Below are 22,970 nucleotides of genomic sequence, written 5' to 3' on the forward strand. Positions count from 1 at the left end.
GATGTTGTGGATAAATAACTTATTTCAATCCCCACAGTGGCTATGGCTATTCACAGCCCTGATTATCCCTATCGCCATTCATTTGCTGCGCCGAAGTAATCCACAGCAGATCTCCTTTGCTGCGCTGCAATGGGTACAAAGATATTCACAGAGTCGCGCGCGCCGCCCTATTGTGGATAACAAGTGGTTGCTGCTATTGCGCCTGCTAATCGTCGCCCTGCTGGCAGGTTTATTGGCACAGCCGCTGATTAAACGGGAAATTTATCCCCAAGAGGGCGTGATACTGGTAGACCCCAGAATTGGGGCGGGCGAAGCGAATACATTTATCCACAATTCACTGCCACAGCTTGTCGGGGAAGGTTATAAAGTGCTGTGGTTATCCCCAGAAACACCCTCAGTAACCTCACCTCCACCACAAAATGTGGACCTGTGGAAAACTCTATCAGCACTATCACGCCGGGCGGATTTGCGCAGGGCTCATATCCTGTTGATAAACAACGGAGTTCCAGCATCCCACCAGGCACTAAGAGTCAGTCCCCATTGGCAGTGGCACGGCCTCAACAAAGCATCCACAGCTCCGAGCCCGGTATTACCGAGTATCGCTTTAATGGGCAAACCGCCCAGCTGGTGGGCGCCAGTGCTGGAAGACTGGCACAGCAATATGCCGGGACTACCGGTGCATATTCAGGAACAAGAAGAGACCCCCAATGCCGAGCAGGCAGATTGGTTGATCTACACGGGCCCCGCTCCCCTGCCACAAGCCGTGCTGGAATTTGTTTCAGATGGCAGCCTGTTAATCACCGACAACAGCATCCCCCCTGCCGATAATCTCAACTTCGTTGCTGTGGATAACAGCCAGTCAGCTCAAGCGGCCTCAGTGGGACGGGGAAGTTGGCTGCGCTACGAAAGTGACTGGTACAGCGAGGCCTTTTATCGCCGCGCAGATTTACCTGAACGTTTATGGCAGCACTGGTCTGGGCAAGACTGGGCTCTGCAACACCAAAATCGTGGCCACTGGTCTGCCAATAAAGTAGTGGCAGGCCTTCCTGTAGAAGACAGCGAGGTAGAAAACCGCCGTATTGAACAACTGCAACCCTGGTTAATAGCCGCCCTACTGTTACTTCTGGCTTTTGAACGCCTAATTGTCCTATCGCGACCCGCAGTCATCATGGCAACCGATAGTAACGGGGAGGCCGACCATGGATAAGCGGGAGTCCACCCTTAACGCTGTGCGCAGGCGCTGGCAACTGACAGCCCTGCGGCCCTATCTCTGGCTTGCCACTGGCCTCAGCCTTCTGGCTGGCTTGGGCATTTTTGTATTCGGCTGGCCACAGTGGCTATTGCTCGCCTGGCTCGGAATTACTGTTGTAGCAATTCTATTGGATCGCAGCTGGCGCCCTAGCCCTGAAAGCCTATGTCGACAGTTGGATGGACAATATCCACAGCTGCAAGACAGCAGCCAGTTGCTTAGCCAACAGAAAACCAACCTAAGTCCATTGCAGCAATTACAGCGCACGCGTATCGAAACAGAGCTGCAACAACTGCTGGAAAGTGGCGACCGGTCGTCTTTCGGTCCAAAAAAACTCCGCAGTACCCTGACAAATGCCTTCGGTGCCTGCCTGGGACTGTTGTTATTTGTGCTGAGCAATTCTCACTTCACTGGGGATAAAACCGAGACCACGCAACAAAATACAGCTATTCCCGTTGCCGAAAAGCTCGCCATAACACGCGCGGCAACCCATATCCAGCCGCCCGCCTACACTGGGCTCACAGCCAACAACCAATCCCTACAAGTCGATGTGCCGGAGCAGTCTGCGGTCGAGTGGCTACTTGAATTGAATCAACCGGTGCAAGGGCTGGAAATGCTGGCCGAAACTGAGTGCTTCGCCTTTTCTCCACTAGGTGATCTACCCAGTAAAAAATGGCAATTACAACGCACAATCGCTAAAGCAGACTTTTACCAGCTCTCAGTGCAACTCGCGGAGAGCCAAATGCTATTGCCGGAAATTCATAATATTCGGGTGCAAAAAGACAATGCTCCGGAGTTTACCTTTGAGGCACCCAGCCTGCGCGTCGATACCATTCAAGGAAGCACCCAGGGTATTCCCGTAAAAGTAATCATTAATGATGATTACCAGGTGAGCTCTGCAGATTTATTGGTCACCCTCGCCAGCGGCACCGGGGAAAATTTACGTTTTCGCGAAGAGCGTATTGCACTCACCAGTTTGCAATCCACTGCTTTATCAACAAACTCCTCGGAAGATAAGAAAGCAGCTCGCTACGATTTCCTCCTGCCCATCCACCAGTTTTCCATGGAAGCGGGAGATGAACTCTACTGGTATCTGGAGGCCAGGGATAACCGCGAGCCCAGCGCCAACGTTGCCAAAAGCCAACACTTTATCTTGCGCTGGCCGCAAGAAGAGATTTTCGGGCTGAGTGACAGCGAGGGGATGGCGATTAAGATATTACCGGAGTACTTCCGCAGCCAACGCCAGCTGATTATTGACACCGAGGCCTTGCTAGCCGAGCGAGAGCAGCTGCATCCACAGGAGTTTCGCAAGCGCTCCGAGGGTTTAGCCTATGAACAGAATTTGCTGCGCATGCGCTACGGCCGCTTTCTCGGCGAAGAGGATTCGGAAGCGGAGCATTCTGGCGCAGATAGCGAGAAGCACGATGATAAAGAAGAAGCCGAACACGGCCATGGCCACGATCATACAGAACAAGGTGAGCACCAGGCACATGGCGAAGAAAATACCACTCCCTTTGCACAGCGAGACTCCCATTTCCAACAGGCAGAGCGCATAGCTGCTTCTGCCGGGCATCAGCATGACAGCTCTGAGCATGCCACCCTGTTTGATCCCCAAACCAAGGAGCTACTGCGCAATGCACTGAATGCCATGTGGAGTTCCTGGCGCGACCTGTCGGTTATAGAGCCCCAAGCCTCCCTGCCCCATCAGCACCGGGCTCTGCGCTTTATCAAAGAAGTACAGCAGGCTTCGCGTATTTACTTACAGAGAGTCGGCTTCGAGGCGCCGCCCATAGACGAAAGCCGTCGGCTTAGCGGTGAACGGGAAGACGTAGCGCCAGAAACTGTCGACAGTGCCTTTGAACAAAAACAAAGAGCACAGGTGCTCGCCCTAATGGCCCAAGTAGACTCTGGCGCCGAACTCGATACCGATCTGCTAGTGCAGATAAATGAGCTAGCCACAGAGCAATCATTAGATCTTGGCCTGGAGCTCGCCAAACAGCTGCGTTTATACCAGCAGCGCCACCAACAACCGAACTGTGTTGATTGCACTGACTCCCTGAGCCAGCTGCTCTATCAGCTACTACCAGTACCTGAGTCTGCGCCTTCACTGCCTTTGCAAGCTGAGGCCGACGGCCATTTCAATCGTTGGCTACATCAGCAAGGGGAGAAGTCATTGTGATTGATTTCTTGATACCCGGCCTGTGCCTGTTGGCCTGCTTAGCATCACTCGTTCTGTTGCACCGCCGAGGTGCCAAGCCGTTCGACTATGGCCTGCAACTGGCGATTTGGTTGAGTGCCTGGATGCTCTGGCAGCCGCCGGCAATCATTCCCACCGAGCGCAATATCTCTATCGACAGCAAACAGCTGGCGAGCTCACATCCAATGAATCTCAATGGTGTGGAAAATATCTCTCTCAGTGGGGAGCCACTCGGCCGCGACAAACTTCGGGACCTGGCACCGGTGCGTCTGGAGTTATCGAAGATCCTGGAATCTGATGGCCGCTGGGAATTGGACTGGCAGCGGCAAATTACCTTGGGTGATTCTTTAAAGTTAAAGGTTCACAACAACCAGCCACTGACTGAAAACGTAAAAATTAGCCTGCTCAATCCCTACGGCCATATTGAAGACAGTCTTGAGCTGAAAGTGGGAGAAACAATTCAGGCACAACTCACTGCCACTCCAAAACTCGCGGGCCCCCAGCTATACCGGGTACGGACGGAAAGCGAAGCCGGCGAAACCCATACAGATCCTTTACCCATCCTGGTGCGAGAACCGCTCCAACCCAAATTATTACTGTGGCTGGCACGCCCCTCTTTTGAGACGGCAGCCCTCTCTCGCTGGCTGCGCCAATCCGGTGTAACAGCACAAGTGATGACCCAGTTGGCACCTGAAATCATAAGAAAAGAAACTCTCAACGGCCTTCCACTTACCGGGTCTGCAGATTTATTCACGAATGAAAGTCCCTTCGATTTAGTGATACTCGACAGCAGTTTGTGGCCACAATTTTCTGCTCTGCAAAAGCGTCAGCTCAACGAGCTGGCCACTACAAAGTCACTGTTGTGGTTAGTCAGTGACGATAGCTCTGAAGAGTTTCTCCAATACGCTGCTGCCCAATCCATGCCTCTACAAAAGGAAGAAGCCACCCACTTACATTCCGGCTTTGGCTACCAAAAAGCGGACAATCCGGAGATTCCCCCACTGCGTAATCTTGGCTTCAAAGTCACACAGCCCGGCTCCTACGACTTTTTACTGGGCAATGGAGAGCCCCCACTTTTCTGGGGGCGTTCGACTGAGACACAACACCTGGGGTTTATCCTATTTAGTGACAGCCATCGCTGGCTAACCAGTGGCTTTACTACTGAATTCGCCAGCCTGTGGAAGTCCATTATTGATTACCAACTCAAGCATTTGGGTAGTCAGCAGCCAGTAATCCTCTCCAATGAGTTACCGCGTACACAAGAACGCATCACCCTATGCAGCCCACTTTTTTCTGATCAGAGTCCATTCTTATCAGAGTTTCAAGATAGCTCCCGCTCTACCAAAGGAATCGCCGCAAGCAGAAGTTCCCAGGGTCAGTGCTACAGCTTCTGGCCCCAAAATTCAGGTTGGCACCAGCTTTGGACTGAATTGGAAGGGGAGTCGGTACTAGACTTCTATATCTTTGCCAAAGAGGACTGGCCTCTATGGCAGCAGTCCCTGAATGCCAGGGAAACCCAACTAATGGCTGCCGCACGTTTGGGGCCAGAAGCAAATAATCACGCAAACAGGGTTTTGTTGGGGCGCCAATGGCCGGCCCTTATATTGCTGTTACTAGTGTGTATAAGCTGGTGGCGGGAACGCAGGCTTTTGAACAGATCACGACCCTGAGGGCTGCACCGAGGGCTTATTTCCGGGCTTAGCCTCTTGCTTGGGAAATATCATCTGGTCGACGGGATACCCCAAAGCTTTGGCCTTCTGTAAAAACTGCTCCAACACATCCTTGGGCATGGTTGGGGTGCGGGACAATATCCACAGATAGGATTTATCGTAGCCAGATACCATCGCGTATTGGTAGTCATCCGATAGAGCAATCACGATATAGGATGAGTAAAAGGGGCCAAGAAAAGAGACTTTCAAATGGCCCACATTTTTCGGGCCGACAAACTCGGCCCTCCCCTCCGCCATTTGCCAGGCATCACGCGCTTTTGAATAGCCGGTATTGATCACCGCGACAGAACCATCATGGTTGAGACTGTAGTCGGCAGTTACCTGGGTCAGGCCGCGCTCGAATGAGTGATCCAATCGAGCAATCTCATACCAGTGACCTAAATATCGCTGTAGCTGGAAGTTTTGGACAGGCTCAACCCCCTCCGGCACCCGGGTACAGGCACCCAGCCAGAAAAAGGAAATCAGTAATACACCCAGTGAAAACAGCTTCATCTAGCCACTCCCAGCAAGCTCCCCTCAAGTCAGAATAGAAGGCAGGGGTTTCACAAGATCAGGATAGTTTCGGGAATCTGTATTTCACCCATAAAAAAACCACCGCGAGGGTGGTTTTTTTATCGCTGGACTGACCAACTTATTTTTCGACGAAAGCGCGCTCAATCACATACTCGTGAGGTACACCTGCGCGGGTCTCCTTGAATCCCCAGTCATCGAGGATATTGGTGAGATCCTTCAGCATTGCCGGGCTGCCGCACAGCATAAAGCGATCTTCCTCAACACTCGGCTTGGGCACACCCAGATCGGTGAAAAGCTTTCCGGACAGCATGAGATCAGTCAGGCGGCCAGTATTCCGATAGGGCTCACGGGTAACGGTTGGGTAGTAAAGCAGTTGCTCGCGTACCATCTCGCCAAAGTACTCGTGTTCCGGCAATTCGTTCTCGATCTGCTCCTGGTAAGCCAGCTCAGAAACATAGCGAACACCGTGAGTAAGGATTACCTGGTCAAAACGCTCGTAGACCGTGGGATCTTTGATGATGCTCATGAAAGGTGCCAAGCCAGTACCCGTGGACAGCAACCACAGGCGTTTGCCCGGCAGCAGGTGGTCCGCCACCAGAGTACCGGTGGGTTTTTGGCTCACGTAGATCTCATCGCCCGGCTTAATCTTCTGCAGGCGGGAGGTCAGGGGGCCATCGGGAACCTTGATACTGAAGAACTCCAACTCGTCTTCGTAGTTGGCACTAGCAATAGAGTAGGCGCGCAGCAGTGGACGGCCATTGTCCTGCTGCAAACCGATCATCGTGAAATGTCCGTTCTCAAAGCGAAAACCCGAATCCCGGGTGGTCTTGAAGCTAAACAGTGTGTCGTTCCAGTGATGGACTTCCAACACCTTCTCTATATTCAATTTGGACATAAACTTAAAACCGGTTATTCCACGAGTCTCTTGATAGTTGAATTTTAGCCCTAGAAGATCTATTGGCAAAGTGGGATATTTCGATATTCCTTATCTATTTTAACGATCACTGGAGATATCCCTTTGCGCTACACGCTCCGCCAGTTAGAGGTGTTCCTTGCCTGTGCCCATCACGAGAATGTCAGTCGTGCTGCGGAGAGCCTGAGTATGTCCCAGTCCGCAGCCTCCACAGCGCTGAAAGAGTTTGAACAGCAGTTTGAGTTGCGCCTGTTCGAGCGCACCGGTAAGCGATTGCGTCTCAATGAACTGGGACGGCAATTGTGGCCAAGGGCGGAAGAACTCCTGGAGCGAGCCCAGGAACTTGAGCAGACACTGGCCACTCACCGGGAACTGGGAAGCCTGAAGATCGGAGCCACCCTAACCATTGGCAACTACCTGACTGCCAGCGTGATGGCTCGTTATATGGAAGAGCAGCCCGGTACTCAAGTACAACTGGAAGTTGCCAATACCGCAGCGATTGCCGAGAGGGTGCTCAATTTTGAATTGGACCTGGGATTAATTGAAGGAGAGATCAATCACCCGGATCTGGAAATCATCCCCTGGCGCCATGATGAGCTGGTTGTTTTCTGTGCACCAAACCACCCATTGGCAAGCCGCAAGCGCCTCGCCGATAAAGACCTGATCAGTGCAACCTGGATCACCCGGGAATCGGGCTCTGGAACGCGACAGACTTTTGAGAGAGCCATGGCAGGGCTATTGCCACAACTACATATCCTATTGGAATTACAACATACAGAAGCGATCAAGCGAGCCGTAGAAGCGGGGCTGGGAATCAGTTGCCTTTCCCGTGTTTCATTAACTGATGCTTTAAAGCGCGGATCGCTTATTGAGCTACCCGTACCACATAGAGACTTTCATCGAGAGTTCTATTTTGTCCTGCATCGACAAAAATACAGAAGCGCCGGAATTAAACGATGGATGGAATTATGTGACTCAGCAGGATAAAAAAAGATTAATTATTTGAGAAAATTTGTATTTAAATCATAGAGTTATCTAGTTTGCTTAAAATCAGTAAAGTTACATCATTTCAGTCTTTAAGCCGTATGGGCTAACCCTGCATTTTGCGTATGATGAATTCTTATCCACCTCTACCATCAATCCAAGATCTACTACCTATCTACTTATTTTGGTAAATTACGCAACCTAAGACGACCTCCCCAACTTATAGTTTTATCTATGATTATTTAAGTGGTCTGCTCCTTACTTACAAAGAGATTATATGAAGATTAAAGGAATCTTATTGTTTTGTGCTGTTTTCAGCCTCTCACTATCCGCTTACGGAAATGGCCTGATTTCCATCAATAAAAAAGCCGAATATCACGACGAAGAATTAATTGCATCCAATATAGTTAAAGAGTGTAATAACCTTGCTTATCAATTTTCAAGCTCAACCAAGAAATTTCTTGGTAAGCATGGATTTGCCAGTTCACTAGACCCAGAGTTGGATATTCAATCAGAGGGATACAGTCTTAAATTAACAATTCTCAATGCATATAGCGGAAGATATATTTCAGGTAGCCATCAAAAATCAGTCTCAATTGAGGCTGAACTTTACAAAAACGGCGACTTGATAGATAACTTCAAGACCACCAGAAACTCAAACGGAGGCTTATTTTATAAATTCAAAAGCTCCTGCAGTGTTCTTGAACGTTGTGTTAATACCCTTGGCAATGACGTAGCTAAGTGGATCTCTAGAAACCATAAAATTTAGCCTCACCCCAATAAGGAAATTTCATGAATTATATTATTAAGTCTATATCTATTGCGGCCTGCGTATTGATTATATCTGGCTGCACAAGTAATCCGATCATGAATATTGAAAGTAGACTAATTCCCGATCGTCTTGATGGATCAGCTCAAACTCAAGATTCAATTAAAACATCAATTATTGCAGGGTGTATCGCGAGAAACTGGACTTGCCAACAAGTTGCTCCTGGGAAAATATTAGCCACCATTAACGTTCGCAAGCATCATGCTGAAGCAGATATTATATATAACCTTAATAGCTATAGTATCACCTATAAAGACAGCGATATGCTTGACTATAGTGAAAAATATTACACCATTCACAGAAACTACAATCGCTGGGTCAGAAATTTGAATGACGCAATTATAAAAGAACTGTCCATTTAATAGCTTTTATATCTATCCCCAGTAGCTGTGACTATTGGGGAACTATCTTAACTGGAAATTAGATTTTCATGCCCAAATTAATAACAAACGGAACATCTATTCCATCATTGTTACTGAACAGGTTGGCGTTGGAGAAGTGTTTCCAGGAAACCATTAGCACCAGATCTTCTTTCCCTCTCCAGTTAATTCGCGCAGCATATCCAACCTGTGCCTGGAAAGAAAAGTTATTATCCTGACGACGGTTTCCCAATTGGTTGCTGGAAATATAGCTAGGACCCAACGCTCTAACAAAGAAATAAGGTTGCCCCCAACTTCTTTGCCTGGGATATAAATTTAATTGAGGATAGATGGAAAACGCTCTTATACGTTCATTTTCATCGGCATCAGTAGTTAGCTCCGTATAGCTAACACCTATATCAATATGCTGACGGTAACTCTTTTCAAATGTTTTAAAGGAGTAATCTATCCCGTAGGTTTTATTATTCTGACTTGAATCAGGTTGCGGGCCACCGCCAAAACTCACTAGGAGTTCATCAGCAGTAACTGGCTGAGCCAAAAGAATTGTCGAAACTGCAGCCTGTATCCACTTCATATGCAATCCCTAGATTAAAGCTCTTTAAGAGGAAAATTAAATACGTCTTTTAAATATTAAAGAAGTATTGATTCCGCCAAAGGCAAAATTATTACTCATCACATACTCAGTATCGATGTGCTTTCCACTGCCTTGGATATAATCCAATTCCGCACAGTCAGAATCAACCTCTGCCAAATTAATCGTGGGATGGAACCAACCGTTACGCATCATCTGAATGCTTGCCCAAGCCTCCAATGCGCCACAGGCACCCAGCGTATGACCGGTATAGCTCTTAAGTGAGCTTATGGGTACTGCACGCCCAAATGCATTACGGGTTGCGTGACTTTCCGCAATATCGCCTCGGTCCGTAGCTGTGCCATGCGCACTGACATAACCTATTTCGCTAGTCTCTACCCCAGCCTGTGCTATTGCCTGCTGCAATGCCACCTGCATAGTTGCCGATTGAGGTTGGGTAACGTGGCTGCCATCAGAGTTGGTTCCAAACCCTACGACCTCTGCATAAATCCTGGCTCCACGGGCAATCGCGTGCTCATACTCTTCCAAGATAAGTGTACCGGCGCCCTCGCCGATAACTAATCCATCCCGGTTGCGGTCGAAGGGACGAGGAGACAATTCAGGGGTGTCGTTCTTTGTTGAAGTCGCATATAAGGTGTCAAAGACCGCAGCCTCAGTTGCACACAACTCCTCTGCACCACCGGCCACCATAATGGTTTGGCTACCATTGCGAATTGCCTCATAGGCATACCCAATCCCCTGGCTTCCAGAGGTACAAGCGGAACTTGTGGTATAAACCCGTCCACACAAACCGAAAAATACCCCAATATTGACCGCCGCCGTATGGGACATCATTTTTATATAACTGGTCGCATTGAGGCCGTCGGTGCGGTGATTTATCAACATATTGCCGAAATCAGCCACTGCTGACGGAGTGCCTGCTGACGAGCCATAGGAGACTCCGACAGCACCACTTTTGAGAATGGGGTCATCCAACAATCCCGCATCCTCAAGCGCAATCTCACTGGCGCGAACCGCCATTAATGAAACGCGCCCCATGCTGCGCACACGTTTACGGTTGTAGTGAGCCGGTTTTTCGAAGTCCTTTACCGGCGCGCCCAGTCGGGTTTCAAGCCCCTCATACTTATCCCAGTCTTCCATGTAGGAAATGCCTGAAAGACCGCTCTGTAAAGCCTGACTAACCGAGTCCCAACCCTGGCCGATAGGGGATATTCCGGCCATTCCTGTAACAACCACGCGCTTCATTAGCAGAGACCACCATTTACTGAGATAACTTGACGGGTGATGTAAGCGGCACGTTCGTGCATCAGGAACGCTACAGTTGCCGCCACTTCTTCTGGTTTACCCATTCTGCGGGCAGGCACCATTTTTAAAATTTCTTCAACGGGCAAGTCTTCATCCAACATATCGGTGTCAATGAGGCCCGGAGCAACACAATTCACGGTAATCTTTCGCTTGGCTAACTCCAACGCCAATGCCTTACTCGCACCGATCAAACCCGCTTTGGATGCGGAGTAATTTACCTGGCCGCGATTTCCAGCAATGCCGGATACAGAAGTCATCACGACAATACGGCCGGGCGCACGGCGCCTGACCATTGGCATGGTTAAGGGGTGTAAAACATTGTAGAAACCATCCAGATTGGTGTGTACAACAGAATCCCAATCTTCTGCAGGCATCGCAGGGAAAGCATTGTCAGCAGTAACACCAGCATTGCACACAATGCCGTAGTAGCAGCCATTACTCTCGACATCTTCCAATAAGACATCCCGTGCTTGCTCCCGGTCGGCAATATCAAACTGCAAAATTCTGCTTTTTCGCCCTAACTTAGCAATCTCTTCTGCTGTTTCCTCTGCTTGATCACGGCGGCTGCGGCAATGTAAAACAATATCGTAGCCATCTTCAGCTAACTGAAGTGCAATCGCCCGGCCAATACCACGACTGGAACCGGTAACTAAAACCCACTCTGACATTTAGTTTCTTTCCTTCAAATACTGTTCTACGTTATCCGGCTGATAAACATTAAGCCGCGCGCTCTGCTCGATAGATGAGCCGGTTATCACACACTCAAATGTCGCCATGCCATTTTCAGCCTGGAGAATGCGCTGGACATCAATTGTTAATTCTTCCCCGCAGCGATAACTCTCGATATTTGACAGGAACTTGCGAGTACCCAGTAAAAAACCCAGGCGAACGTCTTTACCCTGTTCTTTTGCATGATATCCGGAGAAGGCTGCGATGGATTGGGCCATATATTCAATGCCCACGTAAGCGGGAACACGACCGTTGCGGGAAAATATTCCATCATCACGAACTCGCAACTTTGCCTGTAGCTGCTCCTCGCCTACAGAGATCACTTCATCGAGGAGTGACATATTTCCACTGTGTGGAACCAGTTCTTCAGCAGTATATTTGTGCATCTATTTTACCTCTGACTGCCCAAGATTACCGAGCAATTACTCCCACCAAAGGCAAAAGAGTTACTCATTACATAGCGCAATTTTCCAGGAGCCTCGTGGCCTTGATACAGGTTCAGTCGCACTATCTCCGGATCATAGTGGCCATCATACTGATGGCGGGGAAATTGATCATATTGTAAGGCAAGCCAACAAAAAGCCGCTTCTAGAGCGCCTGCAGCACCCAGCGTGTGCCCGGTGAGAGGTTTTGTGGAAGAACACGGTAGCTTGCTTCCAAACACTCTTTCAACGGCTAGAGCCTCCATAGAGTCGTTATGTGGCGTTCCCGTACCATGAAGATTCAGGTAATCAATGTCGGCGGTATCCAAGCCAGCATTCTCCAGAGCCCCGCGCATACAGGCTTCCGCACCACGTCCTTCTGGGTCTGGGGCCGACATATGGTGGGCATCAGACGTGGCAGCAACACCGGATAGAACCACAGGACCAGGCTCTTTGCTAAGCACAAACATTGCTCCAGCTTCACCGAGGTTAATACCATCCCGATTAACGCTGAAAGGATTGGTCTGGCCGGCACTAAGTGCCCCCAGGCTATGAAAACCCCGGACTGTCATGCCACAGAGGGAGTCCACACCGCCAACAACAACGGCATCACAAGTACCGGTTGAGATAAGGCGCCGGGCACAGGCAAAAGCATTGGCACTGGACGAGCAAGCTGTGGAGACGGTGAGCTGAACGCCTTGGATTCCCAGGTACTTCGCAACAAAGGTACTTAAACCAGCCATTTGCTGTTGAAGCCGATAATTATATCCGGTCTCTTTCTCACCACTTAAGTAGGCCTCACCTGAGTCTATTCCCGAGGTTGAGGTTCCCATCACAACGCCAATTCGGCCCGCACCATGTTTTTCTATTAGTTCAGCGACTGCACTTTCAATTTGAGTCAGCACAGCCATAGCCAGCTGGTTATTGCGGCAGTGGTAATCTTGCAACGAACTCGGTAAATCAGGCAGCTTCCCCTGTACAATACCCAGATTCCCTCTGTATTGTGGCAAATAGGTTTCATCGACCTGCATATGAGAACTCTCATCACCGAACAAGGAATTAGCTACTGCCTCAGCAGTATTTCCCAGAGTGCAGATGATCCCCATATGATTAAGATAGAAATTTTTCATACTTAGAAATTCCTAATGCTTAACCTATAACCCAGTAGTTTGTGCTCCAGCTCAATTTGGGCCCTCCAAATATCTTTACTGCTATAGCGAGCCACTGAATTCACTTCACCATTGCGTGAGAGTTTTCGCGTGTAAATTCCCTCGACAATAGCCTCGTCCAAATTCCAGCCTACGGGCAATACTTCACGAAGCTGGGCAATTGGCCAGTATACAAACTGGATATCTGCCAGCAATTTCTCTGGTGGCACTCTCTCTGCTCTACTCATGTGGTAATGGGTGCTGACCTCATTACCATCGTATGTAACATCCAGCAGGCTTATCCCTTCAGGGCTGAGAAGAGATAGCTTTAAACTCTCCATAGTGTGGAAAGTAGCCGCCATCAATTCATACTCATCGCCTTGATAGACAATGCGTAAATGTTGATTGAGCTGGCGCGGTCCCTCGCTCAATAACGGGGCCAAAGGCCAACTTTGCAGCTCTTCTTTCCTCCCCCCTGTGGACATACACCCCACCAGAGTAAGAAAGCTCAAAAACAGTATTACTTGGCGGAACATATTTCTACCAGCGTATTCAATCGACGCTCAGCAGCGGCAACAAACGGATTTTTTTTATCCCATGCATAACCAGCCAAGATTGAGCAAATCATGCCTTTTATTTCTTTTTGGTCGGTTTGATAAAAAATTACATCCTGGAAACGACCGTCATACCAAGCTTTGACATAGGTTTTAAAAACTTCCACACCGTGCTTCAGGGGTTCAATAAACTCTTCATCCCAATCAACCGCTTCCCCTGAGAGCTGGCGATGCAGGCACTCAACTGCTAACTCTGAAGATTTCATTGCAATGGTAACACCGGATGAAAATACCGGGTCTAGAAATTCACCGGCATTCCCCAAAAGCGCAAAACCAGGGCCGGCCAGTTTGGTCACATCACTGGAATATCCGCGAATACGTTGTATTTCTGTATCGAATTTGGCATTGCGCAGAGTTTTTGCCAACTCGGGGGCGGAGGCAATAGCCCCTTTCAATATCTGTTCCGGATCCTGCCCCCAGGTCGAAATCTTTTCTTTCTCACCTACAACCCCAATAGAAGCTCTTCCATCTGCAAAGGGAATCAACCAGTACCAAATATCCCGCTCACTGGGATGCACAGTGATTAAGATTTTATCCCGGTCAAAATGGCTATCATCAATATTGTCTTCAACATGTGTAAATACGGATTCTCGAACAGGAAACTCTGACGGACGATCGAGATCAAGTAATCGCGGTAAAACCCTGCCAAAGCCACTGGCATCCAATACAAAGCGCGCCTGGAAAACCAGGTTTTCGCCGTCATTCTCGGCAATTAACTTTGCGTTATTCTCAGCAATATCAACTGACACTACAGAATGGCGATAATAGACCTTAACACCCTGGCGCTCTGCTTCATCAGCCAGGATTTTATCAAACTTAGCTCGCTGTACCTGGAAGGTGGTGCCATGCCCAGGGGAGAACTTCTCCCGGAAATCAAATGATGTACGAGCACCATCCCACTCAAAAGCAGCACCATTTTTATATTGAAAGCCCGCTGATTTCACAGCTTCTAACATATCTGCTTTTTCAAGATACTCGATACATTGAGCCAGTAGGCTTTCACCAATAGAAAAGCGAGGAAATTCTTCCCGCTCAACTATCGAAACTTGCCAACCTTTTTTAGCCAATAACGCACCTGCGATAGCTCCGGCAGGACCGGCACCAATAATAACAACGTCAGACTTAATTTCTTTCATTGGCTAATATCCCTTACCCCGTGTACAAAAAAATAAAAATGCCAACAACAAAGTTAATACTGTGCCCACAGCCAGGACTAACCCAAAATTTGCTATCGCCGGTGTGCCAGACAATGCTAACAAACCAAACCCTAAAAAAGTTGTTAACCCAGCCATAGCTATCGCCAGCAGGGTATAATGCTGCTCTGCCTTTCTGCTTGTATGGCTAAATATTGCGTAATCTATACCAATACCAAAGACAAGTAATAAAGCCGCAACATGAAATAAATTAATTGCTGATCCCTGTAAAATCACTATCGCCAGGGTGCCTAGTACTGCGCTGGATGGAAGTGCAACTATACTTAAGGCTTGCTTTATTCCTGTTTTAGTTGCAGTTACCAGAAATACAACAATAAATATTAATGGCAGTAATTGCAGCAACAGATCGCGCTGTTGTGACATAACATTAGAGATACTTCTAGTAGTATCAACATAGGTTACTCCAGGCAGTAACTCTAAAGATGACAAATCCTCTTTTAAGCCATAAATACGTACCACAGAATAACAGTGATTATTTTCACAACCCAGCCATAACCCTTTATATTGCCGACCTGCAACTGGCAGCCATTCAGAGAAATTAAAGGTATTGAATGGCTGTATTTTAGAACTTAACTGCTGGTTAATATCTTGTTCAGAATAACCCAATTGCTGATAAAAAGACCTGACAGCATCCCCACTGTAAAACTTCGACAATAACTTCCAGTCAGCTTCTTGAACCTCTTTTGGAGGTATCCGGTTAGTTACCCCCTGAAAACCACTAATAATTTCCTTTTCTACTAAATAGCCTAGTTGATTTCTAAGTTCCCATTCTCGTGTTATTACTTGCTGTTCATCTTCACCAAAAACCAAAAAATAACGGGAGTCTGGCCGGGATTTAATCAGAGAATTTAGATCTATTTCATCTTGTGTAAGAAATTCTGGAGGCTGGTAAAACAGTTTTAGGTCATCATTAAATTGAATTTTCTGAAGTGCCGCAGATCCAAAAATCAACAGCCCAACCAATGGAAACAGGTAGTACCTAATATTGAGTTTAGGAAACTGACTGGAAAACGATAAAGGCCTATGCTTAATATTAATCCAGCGTGGGAATAGCAGGATTACAGTCAACCAAGCCCCTATTAAACCACAGCCGACAAAAACCCCTATTTGTTGTAAAAGCGGAAAAGGTGTTAATGCAAGAGAGAAAAATGCCAAGCAGCTTGATATCAAGCCCAGCAATAGCCCAGGTAATATATCCTTATCTTTTGGCTTGCCCAGCCTCAATCTATTACAAATAAAGTGAAATGCGTAGTCAATCGCCAATCCAGAAACCGTTGTACCAAATACAAAAGCCAGTATATGAATTTGGCCCAAAATAATAATAACACCAGATATACCACTGGCCACGCCACATAGAATTGCGAATGTACAGGCTAGTAAAGGTTTTAATGAGCGAAAGACAACAATACATAGACAGCAAATAGCAAGGATCGAAAGGGAGCCAATCAGGCGTATTTCATCCTGTGCCATAGCAGCAGCATACTCTGTATGCAGGGGGGCTCCAGCTACCAGCAGCGAATAACCATTTTTTTGAGCCCATTGCTTTAATTCTGACTGTAAAGAAAGAAGTGATATATCGCTCTCTCCAGTCAAATCAACTGGTGCGGCCAGCGTATAAAGCAGGGTAAAAACTTTATGTCCTTCTGTATGTACCGGAATTCCATCAAAGACTTGTGGAGTAACTTCAATATCAGCGGTAAAGTAATTGCGAAAAGTTGAGAAAGTATCTTTCTCCAAGTCAATTCCAGCGCCGTCAGGCCCGTATAATTTACTCAATTGACGCTGTATAAGTTCCTCTGGCGTAGCGTCTAATAACGCCCTATCTTCAGGGCTGAGTAGCTGTTGGCGCAGAGGAAAGAGCAGCTCCCACTCCTCTTTATAGCTTTCAGAATCGGCCCAACGATATTCAACAGACTCTAAAGATTTAGCGGCCTTTAGTTTCTGCGCCAACTCTTGGGTATGCCTGGCCAGATGTTGTGATTCTTTTCCTTCAGAAACTAAAACCCAAATTAAACTTCCCTGTAATTGCTGACTGACTTTTTTCTGGATGCCAGCACTACTTACCGAGTCGGAGTTATTTTCAGCTAATAACAAAATATCTGTTTGTAGCCAGCTGGATTGATAGCGTAATACAGTTATCCCAATAATTACACTAACAAAGGAAAGCCAAATAACAACTCGACGTGACATGAGATTATTTCTGGTTATCTTCTGAGAATTCACTCAGTAGTTGACTGTTATTAGCTTCAACTGAATGTAAATTCAAAATATCTATTTCAGTAATTGCCATGTTGGCTTCAGCTAGTACTATTTTCCGAATCTTTTTGTCTCCCACGACTTCTATTGATTCAATAACCTTTCTAAAAGCCTCTTGCTTGGGAATTAAGTTAATTCTCCATTGCTCTTCTGCGATCTGTGGTCCCACCGTAAAAGTCTGATCCAGTTCGCTAAAATCACCACTGATAATCTTTAATAGAGGATCAGCCACATGATTTCCTACAATATTGCTATTGACCCGATTCCCAGAATCAGCATCATCTAGCTTAAATATTCGATGGGATTCTATTGGATTCTCTATTCGCCAGCTTAATCCTAACTCTTCAGAAATAGCCAGGATGCCTGAAGAAACCAGAGGCCTGGGCAATTGGGGCAGCCTCTTTGTCTGGGAAAAAGTGCCAAGCATCTGTGGAGATGACACAATATTTTTCTCTATCTCCCGCAAAACTGCCTGCTGCTCCGAAGTCAAAGCAGAAGTTACTGTGGAAAATAGAAAACAAATAAAAAATAAAACCAAGCGCTTGGCAGTCATCACTAATTTACCCCCAATTTTTCCAGCAAAATTGGAGGCGATGCAAACAGCATTTCGGCACTGCTTATTTCGACAGCTACCTGTACGGTATGTCCTTTTGTTAAGCGTACACCGGTATCTCTATCTGTTATCGTATAATTGATCTTAAATCGATTTTCATATTCAGAAACCTCAGCGCGAATAACAATCCACTGCTGAAATCGCAAAGGCTTGGCATATCGTACGCGCAAATCTATGACCGGCCAGGCAAAACCTGATTCCTTCATCTGTTGGTAGTTATATTCCAACTGTTCAAACAATGCACATCGGGCTATTTCAAAGTACTTTGCATAATGCCCATGCCAAGCTATCTCCATCATATCCACATCGTGGAAAGGAATTTGTAGTTCAACTTGTGCCGTCCATTTTTCAGGGCGCATAGGTTTATTAGTTTTCATATAAGCGCCAATGTCTTTGCTGAATTAACGAAACGAATTTTCTCAATGGCTGTTCAAGCTCTCTATCTTCCTCCAGAAAAGAAAATTCATCTCCTATCTGCCTGATTGTGGTATTAAGAGCGGTAGATAATTTTTCCAAATCCACTCCTCCACTACGAACTCGAAGCTGAATGCCCTGCCAAGCAACCATCAGTGCCGCTGCGGTTGTTTGCTCCGTTAACTGTAATACCCTGATACAGTCCCTGGCAGCAATGGTGCCCATACTGACCTTATCCTGGTTATGACACTCCGTTGATCTGGAAAAAACGCTTGCGGGCATGGTCTGCTTTAGTGCTTCAGCAGTCCAGGCACTCACACCAATTTGAACAGCCTTAAAGCCATGGTTAATCGATCTTCGAGGCCCGGTTACACCTGATAGGTTTGCCGGGAGTCCATTATTGAACTTAACGTCTACCAGTTGGGCTATTTGTCGATCCAGTAAGTCAGAGAGGTTTGCTACCGCATTCTTCAGGCTATCCATGGCGAAGGCTATATGCCCACCATAGAAGTGCCCACCATGAAGCACCCTCTCGTTTTCACCATCGATGATCGGGTTATCATTGGCACTGTTTAGTTCGTTATGAATAAACTGCTGGAGCCAGGGCAGAGAGTCCTGTAATACACCCACTACGTGGGGAGCGCACCGAAGTGAATAGCGATCCTGCAATCGGCTATTTTGTCTTGGAGCAGCACCAACATTGAGATCGTCATGAATCCACTTTGCAATTTGGTTTTGACCGGGGTGAGGCTTCACTGCAAAAAGCGCGCTATCGAAATGATAGGCATTGCCATCCAGTGCAATGCTCATCATGGAGGTAATACGAGCACTCAGCTGTGCTAGATACTCTGCCCGTTTGTAGGCTAAGCACGCCAAGCCAGTCATTGCGGCGGTGCCATTCATTATTGCTAAACCCTCTTTTGGATGTAGCTTTAATGGCTCAATCTGTAATTCATCGAATACCTCAGCAGTATCTCTCTGGTGGCCTCGGTACCAAACTTTGCGCTCCCCGCACAAAACCGCAGCAACATAAGACAGTGGGGTCAAGTCGCCACTGGCTCCCACAGAACCCTCTTGGGGAATTACCGGAATAATGTCTTTCTGAAGTAACAAAACCAATTGCTGCAACAGCCGATATCGGACCCCTGAACTGCCCTTTGCAAGGCTGGCAATCCGGGCAGCAACAATCGCTCTACTTTGCTCAAGAGTAAAGACTTCCCCCATTCCACAACCATGGAAGGTAAATAACCGATGAGGTAACTCTTCCACCAGGTCTGCTGGAATACTTTCGGTACAGGAATCACCATATCCAGTGGTTACTCCGTAGATCACACCTTCCTTCTGCCAAAGGCTATCCAGGAACTCGGCACCGCGATTTATCCTTGCGACAAAGCCCTCTTCATCAGATAGAGAGATATCGCCACGGCCAGCTGCAATGGTGTTTACCTGATCAATAGATAGATCTGTGCCATCAAAGACTATTTGGGTTCGTTGTAGTACTGCTGAATTCATTTTTGCTGATCCCAGAACGGGTAAAAGTTATACCATTGCAAAGGTGCTATATGACAATAGCGTTCCAACCGTCGTGCAAACTCCTCGACAAGAGAGCGAATATGCCCCTCTCTGTCACCGCGTTTCATCACAACGCGATCGCAGAGTTTTTCCATATAAATATCGTATCCGGAAGTACTGCGCAGACAGAAAAGCGTGTACACCGGGCATTTGAGCAGCGCAGCAAGAATATATGGCCCCTGGGGAAAAGGCGCTTTTCGCCCTAGGAATTCTGCCTCGCAGGTGCGCCCCATAGAGTTAATAGGTGTTCTATCACCGACAATAACAACCAGCTCCCCGGCTTCAACAGCCTCGGAGAGTCGCATCGCTAGAGCGGGAGTTACTTCTGTCACCTGGATAAGCCGTACTTGACTCAGGGGATTGAGCATCTTCATCATGCGATTAAATTTCACCGCATGCTTTGTATGCACTAGCACATTTACCCGTACCTTTGTCAGGCTGCCAAGCGCTCTGCAAACCTCCAGGTTCCCGAGATGGGAGCCAATTATTAATCCACCCTGGCCACTAGCCGCCAACTGATGAAGACCCGCTCTTTTTGGGAAATTTACCTGACTATCCGGGATACCCACAAACCAGGCTTCAAGCTTTTCTCTAGCGCTGTTAGCAAAATTAAGAAAAATTCTAAATCCGGTTTTCCAATTCGGTTCTATACCGCTAGATGGGTAGCGTTTGGTGAATAATTCCAAGTACTCACGGATCGAATTGCGGCCACTCTGATTTTTTAGGTAATAGCATAAAACTACCGGGTATACCGCAACTTTAAAGGCAATCGGACCCAACCAGTGATGCAACCAGAATAAGAACTTGATGCCCAGGAAAAAGCCTTGTTCCCGGTATTTTGACCAGTGTAAATTACTCACGCTTTTCGCCCTACTGTCGAAATACGCAGAGTTCTGGCCAACATGCCAAAAAATAGACGGGTGTGCATTGCCGATATAAGGAAGTTATCCTCAAATCCCCGGAAATGGGAAACGCCATCTATTGGGTAGCTCACATTAACAGGTACCTGGCAAAGACCGCCTTTGCTCCAATACCACCGTACCAAGATCTCTGGATCAAAATCCATTCGATCACCGGTATACTCGTTATCTAACAAATCTACAGTTCGAGATAAGGGATAACAACGCAGCCCACACATGGAATCCTTAATCTCCAGAGAAAGAGTATTAATCCAGATCCATACATGAGTTAGATAGCGTCCCCACAAACGAACTTTAGGTACTGATTTATCGTATTGCGGATAGCCACAAATCAGTGAATCAGGGCACTTTCTGCTTTTCTCTAGGAATTGAGGTATGTCAGCGGGGCTGTGTTGACCATCGGCATCGACTTGAATTCCATGACTATATCCAAGCTCTTTCGCAGCTCGCAGACCACTTTTTACCGCAGCACCTTTTCCACCATTAGCCTGGCGAACAACCAAGTGAACCCGGGGACCATAGCTCTGCTCTAAGCGTTGTAGTTCAATTCTACAGGGTTTATCACAGCCATCATCTACCAGAATGTAAGGCAGGTTAAAGCCATCCAGAGATGCCAGCGTCTGTGCGATCGCCCCCTCATGATTATAAACGGGTATTACAAAACAAAAGTTAGACATGGCTGAAGCACAACCTACCACTGCTATATTCTATATTGCCATCTTGAGTGTTTCGAAAAGAATAATTTAATTTGTTCTTTTCCTGGCTGAACTCCAAAGATAAAGTGACAGCATCACCGGGCATCATTAACTGCTTAAATTTAATCACTTCCATTTGGGTAAACGTACTGCCGGCTTTTACAAGTGGGCGGCCAAAATGCATAGCCCAATCCAGCTGTACCACTCCCGGCACTACCGGTGAGCCTTCAAAATGACCATCCAAGCAAGGCAAATCGTCATTAACCGTAAAATTAACTTGACGAGTATTATCTAATATTTCGCTGCTAATAATCTGTGGCACCATTGCTGCCGGAATTTCATCAAAAAGTTGCATTAGCAGGTCTCTCGTTATTTTTCCCTGTAAGTTAGTGGGAATTTCATCAACAAAACGCCAAGAACGTGGCACAGCCACGCCATCAAGATCCTTGGCCAGGGTTTCTCTAAGTTTACGAACAAGAGAAGCCTTTCCTTTCTTTTGCAATAGTTCTTTCCCGGATTCCGTAAGTGTGGCAACAGCGGCAACTACTTTTCTTTTACGCTCCAGGACAAGTGCATTGGCTTTTACAATATATGAGCTACCAACTAGTAGGGACTCAACCTGTGTAAGAGAAATTCTTTTCTCTTCAATCTTAATAATGCGATCAGCCCGCCCCTTAAGTTCGAACATACCGTCTGTACTTATTTGTACTTTGTCCTGACAAATAAACTCCTTGGGTAACCACGGAGAAGAGACTTTGAGTAACCCATCGCTGTTTTTTGCAATGTTCACTCCTTTTAGTGGAATCCAACTTTTCTGACGCAATTGATTACGCCAGGCAATCCCCCCGGTTTCAGTGCTTCCATAGACCTCTATGGGCTGGATTTCACACAACTGATCAATCGCCTTTGCATCTACTTCCAGTAAAGGCCCCCCAGAAGAAAAGATATCCACTAAGGACTTTCCTAACTCCCATGGCCAGGAAGAAATACGGCGGCTTAATTGTGCAGGGCTTGCAACCCACACGGCAGGCCCCCATTTCTGGGCGTCTTGGAGTAATCCCACAATATCCACATAAGTCTTACTAACAAATCGACGCCCGCTGGCTAGCGGCCACAGTAATTTAAACAGTAAGCCATATATATGCTGGTGGCTTACTGTTGCCAAAGTAGTTGTATTAACCACCCGGGATGACCACTTCAGATTATGGGCCTTAACCTCGTTGAGCAATTGATATAAGGTTTTATCAACGATTTGTGGTTCACCACTGGTTCCTGATGTGAATAATTGAATACCAGCATCAAAATAACTGGGAACAAAAAGCTCTTCGCTATATTGATCCGGAATATTTATACTAAATGCCGAGCTGTCTTCCCAGCTGCCCAGTAATAGAGTTTGCTCACCCAGTTTTTGCTGGGTAAATCGCTTGTTATTTGCCGGAATAACAACGACTTCACAACAAGACATAGCGGCAAAAAAAAGTAAACTAAACTCGTAACTATCTTCACAGAAAATGGCAGCTTTTTTGATCCCAGCTTCGCTTAGGGATTTTTTTAGCTTTCGCTCAACAAATGCCAATTCACGCTTAAATTGTGCGAATGAAATTCCCCCACGACTTGAATAGCTAACTACTGCTTGGTCATTCGAGTAACCAAACACCTGTTCAAACTGTACTTTGTCCAC

22 protein-coding genes are annotated in these 22,970 nt (G+C 47.1%); 6 read left to right on the forward strand and 16 right to left on the reverse strand.

The window, feature by feature from the left end; genetic code table 11:
- Position 1: 1 nt before the first annotated feature.
- Genes ACJJIS_RS21300 through ACJJIS_RS21310 form a run of 3 tightly spaced genes read left to right on the forward strand, consistent with a single transcriptional unit; the run spans position 2 to position 5,116 of the window.
- Entirely contained in the window at positions 2–1,207 is a 1,206-nt protein-coding gene (locus tag ACJJIS_RS21300) for a BatA domain-containing protein (RefSeq protein WP_475709024.1), read from the forward strand.
- Positions 1,200–3,428, forward strand: a complete 2,229-nt coding sequence (locus ACJJIS_RS21305; RefSeq protein WP_444959057.1) for a hypothetical protein — start codon at positions 1,200–1,202, stop codon at positions 3,426–3,428. The genes ACJJIS_RS21300 and ACJJIS_RS21305 overlap by 8 nt, the downstream gene beginning before the upstream one ends.
- Entirely contained in the window at positions 3,425–5,116 is a 1,692-nt protein-coding gene (locus ACJJIS_RS21310) for a hypothetical protein (protein WP_475709025.1), read from the forward strand. Before ACJJIS_RS21305 ends, ACJJIS_RS21310 begins: the two co-directional genes overlap by 4 nt.
- On the opposite strand, the gene ACJJIS_RS21315 is transcribed toward ACJJIS_RS21310, so the two are convergent.
- Both ACJJIS_RS21315 and ACJJIS_RS21320 read right to left on the reverse strand, forming a co-directional pair.
- On the reverse strand, positions 5,105–5,668 hold the full coding sequence (locus tag ACJJIS_RS21315) for a lipocalin family protein (protein ID WP_444906728.1): 564 nt from the start codon (positions 5,666–5,668) through the stop codon (positions 5,105–5,107). The genes ACJJIS_RS21310 and ACJJIS_RS21315 overlap by 12 nt on opposite strands.
- Positions 5,669–5,807: 139 nt before the next feature.
- Positions 5,808–6,584 (reverse strand): ferredoxin--NADP reductase, encoded by a 777-nt coding sequence (locus tag ACJJIS_RS21320; protein ID WP_413663957.1) that lies wholly within the window; start codon positions 6,582–6,584, stop codon positions 5,808–5,810.
- A gap of 123 nt (positions 6,585–6,707) precedes the next feature.
- Between ACJJIS_RS21320 and ACJJIS_RS21325 the strand changes: the two genes are divergently transcribed.
- From ACJJIS_RS21325 to ACJJIS_RS21335, 3 genes are all read left to right on the forward strand, one after another.
- Positions 6,708–7,589 carry a LysR family transcriptional regulator gene (locus tag ACJJIS_RS21325; protein WP_444940299.1) on the forward strand — a complete coding sequence of 294 codons (882 nt, stop codon included), beginning with the start codon at positions 6,708–6,710 and terminating at the stop codon, positions 7,587–7,589.
- A gap of 274 nt (positions 7,590–7,863) precedes the next feature.
- A complete protein-coding gene (locus tag ACJJIS_RS21330) occupies positions 7,864–8,355 on the forward strand; it encodes a hypothetical protein (RefSeq protein ID WP_475709026.1) in 492 nt (163 codons plus the stop codon).
- A 23-nt stretch (positions 8,356–8,378) separates the two neighbouring features.
- Positions 8,379–8,777 (forward strand): ApeA family protein, encoded by a 399-nt coding sequence (locus ACJJIS_RS21335; protein WP_475709027.1) that lies wholly within the window; start codon positions 8,379–8,381, stop codon positions 8,775–8,777.
- Positions 8,778–8,835: 58 nt separating this feature from the next.
- Here the strand turns inward: ACJJIS_RS21335 and ACJJIS_RS21340 are convergent, their stop codons facing one another.
- Genes ACJJIS_RS21340 through ACJJIS_RS21405 form a run of 14 tightly spaced genes read right to left on the reverse strand, consistent with a single transcriptional unit; the run spans position 8,836 to position 22,970 of the window.
- Positions 8,836–9,369 carry an acyloxyacyl hydrolase gene (locus tag ACJJIS_RS21340; RefSeq protein ID WP_475709028.1) on the reverse strand — a complete coding sequence of 178 codons (534 nt, stop codon included), beginning with the start codon at positions 9,367–9,369 and terminating at the stop codon, positions 8,836–8,838.
- A 36-nt stretch (positions 9,370–9,405) separates the two neighbouring features.
- The gene (locus ACJJIS_RS21345; protein WP_475709029.1) at positions 9,406–10,632 is read right to left on the reverse strand and encodes a beta-ketoacyl-ACP synthase; all 1,227 of its coding nucleotides are present in this window, start codon (positions 10,630–10,632) and stop codon (positions 9,406–9,408) included.
- Positions 10,632–11,360: a 3-oxoacyl-ACP reductase FabG gene (gene fabG, locus ACJJIS_RS21350; protein ID WP_282930472.1), complete on the reverse strand. Its 729-nt coding sequence runs from the start codon at positions 11,358–11,360 to the stop codon at positions 10,632–10,634. The genes ACJJIS_RS21345 and fabG overlap by 1 nt, the downstream gene beginning before the upstream one ends.
- Positions 11,361–11,807 (reverse strand): hotdog family protein, encoded by a 447-nt coding sequence (locus tag ACJJIS_RS21355; RefSeq protein WP_413663951.1) that lies wholly within the window; start codon positions 11,805–11,807, stop codon positions 11,361–11,363.
- Positions 11,808–11,812: 5 nt separating this feature from the next.
- Positions 11,813–12,973 carry a beta-ketoacyl-ACP synthase gene (locus tag ACJJIS_RS21360; RefSeq protein WP_444940302.1) on the reverse strand — a complete coding sequence of 387 codons (1,161 nt, stop codon included), beginning with the start codon at positions 12,971–12,973 and terminating at the stop codon, positions 11,813–11,815.
- Positions 12,974–12,975: 2 nt separating this feature from the next.
- Entirely contained in the window at positions 12,976–13,476 is a 501-nt protein-coding gene (locus tag ACJJIS_RS21365; protein ID WP_444906734.1) for an ApeN family LolB-like membrane protein, read from the reverse strand.
- A gap of 35 nt (positions 13,477–13,511) precedes the next feature.
- Positions 13,512–14,741: an NAD(P)/FAD-dependent oxidoreductase gene (locus ACJJIS_RS21370; RefSeq protein WP_444940303.1), complete on the reverse strand. Its 1,230-nt coding sequence runs from the start codon at positions 14,739–14,741 to the stop codon at positions 13,512–13,514.
- A 3-nt stretch (positions 14,742–14,744) separates the two neighbouring features.
- Positions 14,745–17,009, reverse strand: a complete 2,265-nt coding sequence (locus ACJJIS_RS21375) for an MMPL family transporter (RefSeq protein ID WP_475709030.1) — start codon at positions 17,007–17,009, stop codon at positions 14,745–14,747.
- Positions 17,010–17,013: 4 nt separating this feature from the next.
- Positions 17,014–17,613 (reverse strand): LolA family protein, encoded by a 600-nt coding sequence (locus ACJJIS_RS21380; RefSeq protein ID WP_475709031.1) that lies wholly within the window; start codon positions 17,611–17,613, stop codon positions 17,014–17,016.
- Between the two features lie 17 nt (positions 17,614–17,630).
- Entirely contained in the window at positions 17,631–18,065 is a 435-nt protein-coding gene (locus ACJJIS_RS21385; protein ID WP_475709032.1) for an acyl-CoA thioesterase, read from the reverse strand.
- On the reverse strand, positions 18,055–19,614 hold the full coding sequence (locus ACJJIS_RS21390) for an HAL/PAL/TAL family ammonia-lyase (RefSeq protein ID WP_475709033.1): 1,560 nt from the start codon (positions 19,612–19,614) through the stop codon (positions 18,055–18,057). Before ACJJIS_RS21390 ends, ACJJIS_RS21385 begins: the two co-directional genes overlap by 11 nt.
- Positions 19,611–20,534 (reverse strand): lysophospholipid acyltransferase family protein, encoded by a 924-nt coding sequence (locus ACJJIS_RS21395; protein WP_282930481.1) that lies wholly within the window; start codon positions 20,532–20,534, stop codon positions 19,611–19,613. Before ACJJIS_RS21395 ends, ACJJIS_RS21390 begins: the two co-directional genes overlap by 4 nt.
- On the reverse strand, positions 20,531–21,271 hold the full coding sequence (locus ACJJIS_RS21400; protein WP_282930482.1) for a glycosyltransferase family 2 protein: 741 nt from the start codon (positions 21,269–21,271) through the stop codon (positions 20,531–20,533). Before ACJJIS_RS21400 ends, ACJJIS_RS21395 begins: the two co-directional genes overlap by 4 nt.
- Positions 21,264–22,970 carry an ApeI family dehydratase gene (locus ACJJIS_RS21405; RefSeq protein WP_475709034.1) on the reverse strand — a complete coding sequence of 569 codons (1,707 nt, stop codon included), beginning with the start codon at positions 22,968–22,970 and terminating at the stop codon, positions 21,264–21,266. The genes ACJJIS_RS21400 and ACJJIS_RS21405 overlap by 8 nt, the downstream gene beginning before the upstream one ends.

It is taken from the genome of Microbulbifer maximicatervae (SeqCode) (assembly GCF_056231245.1).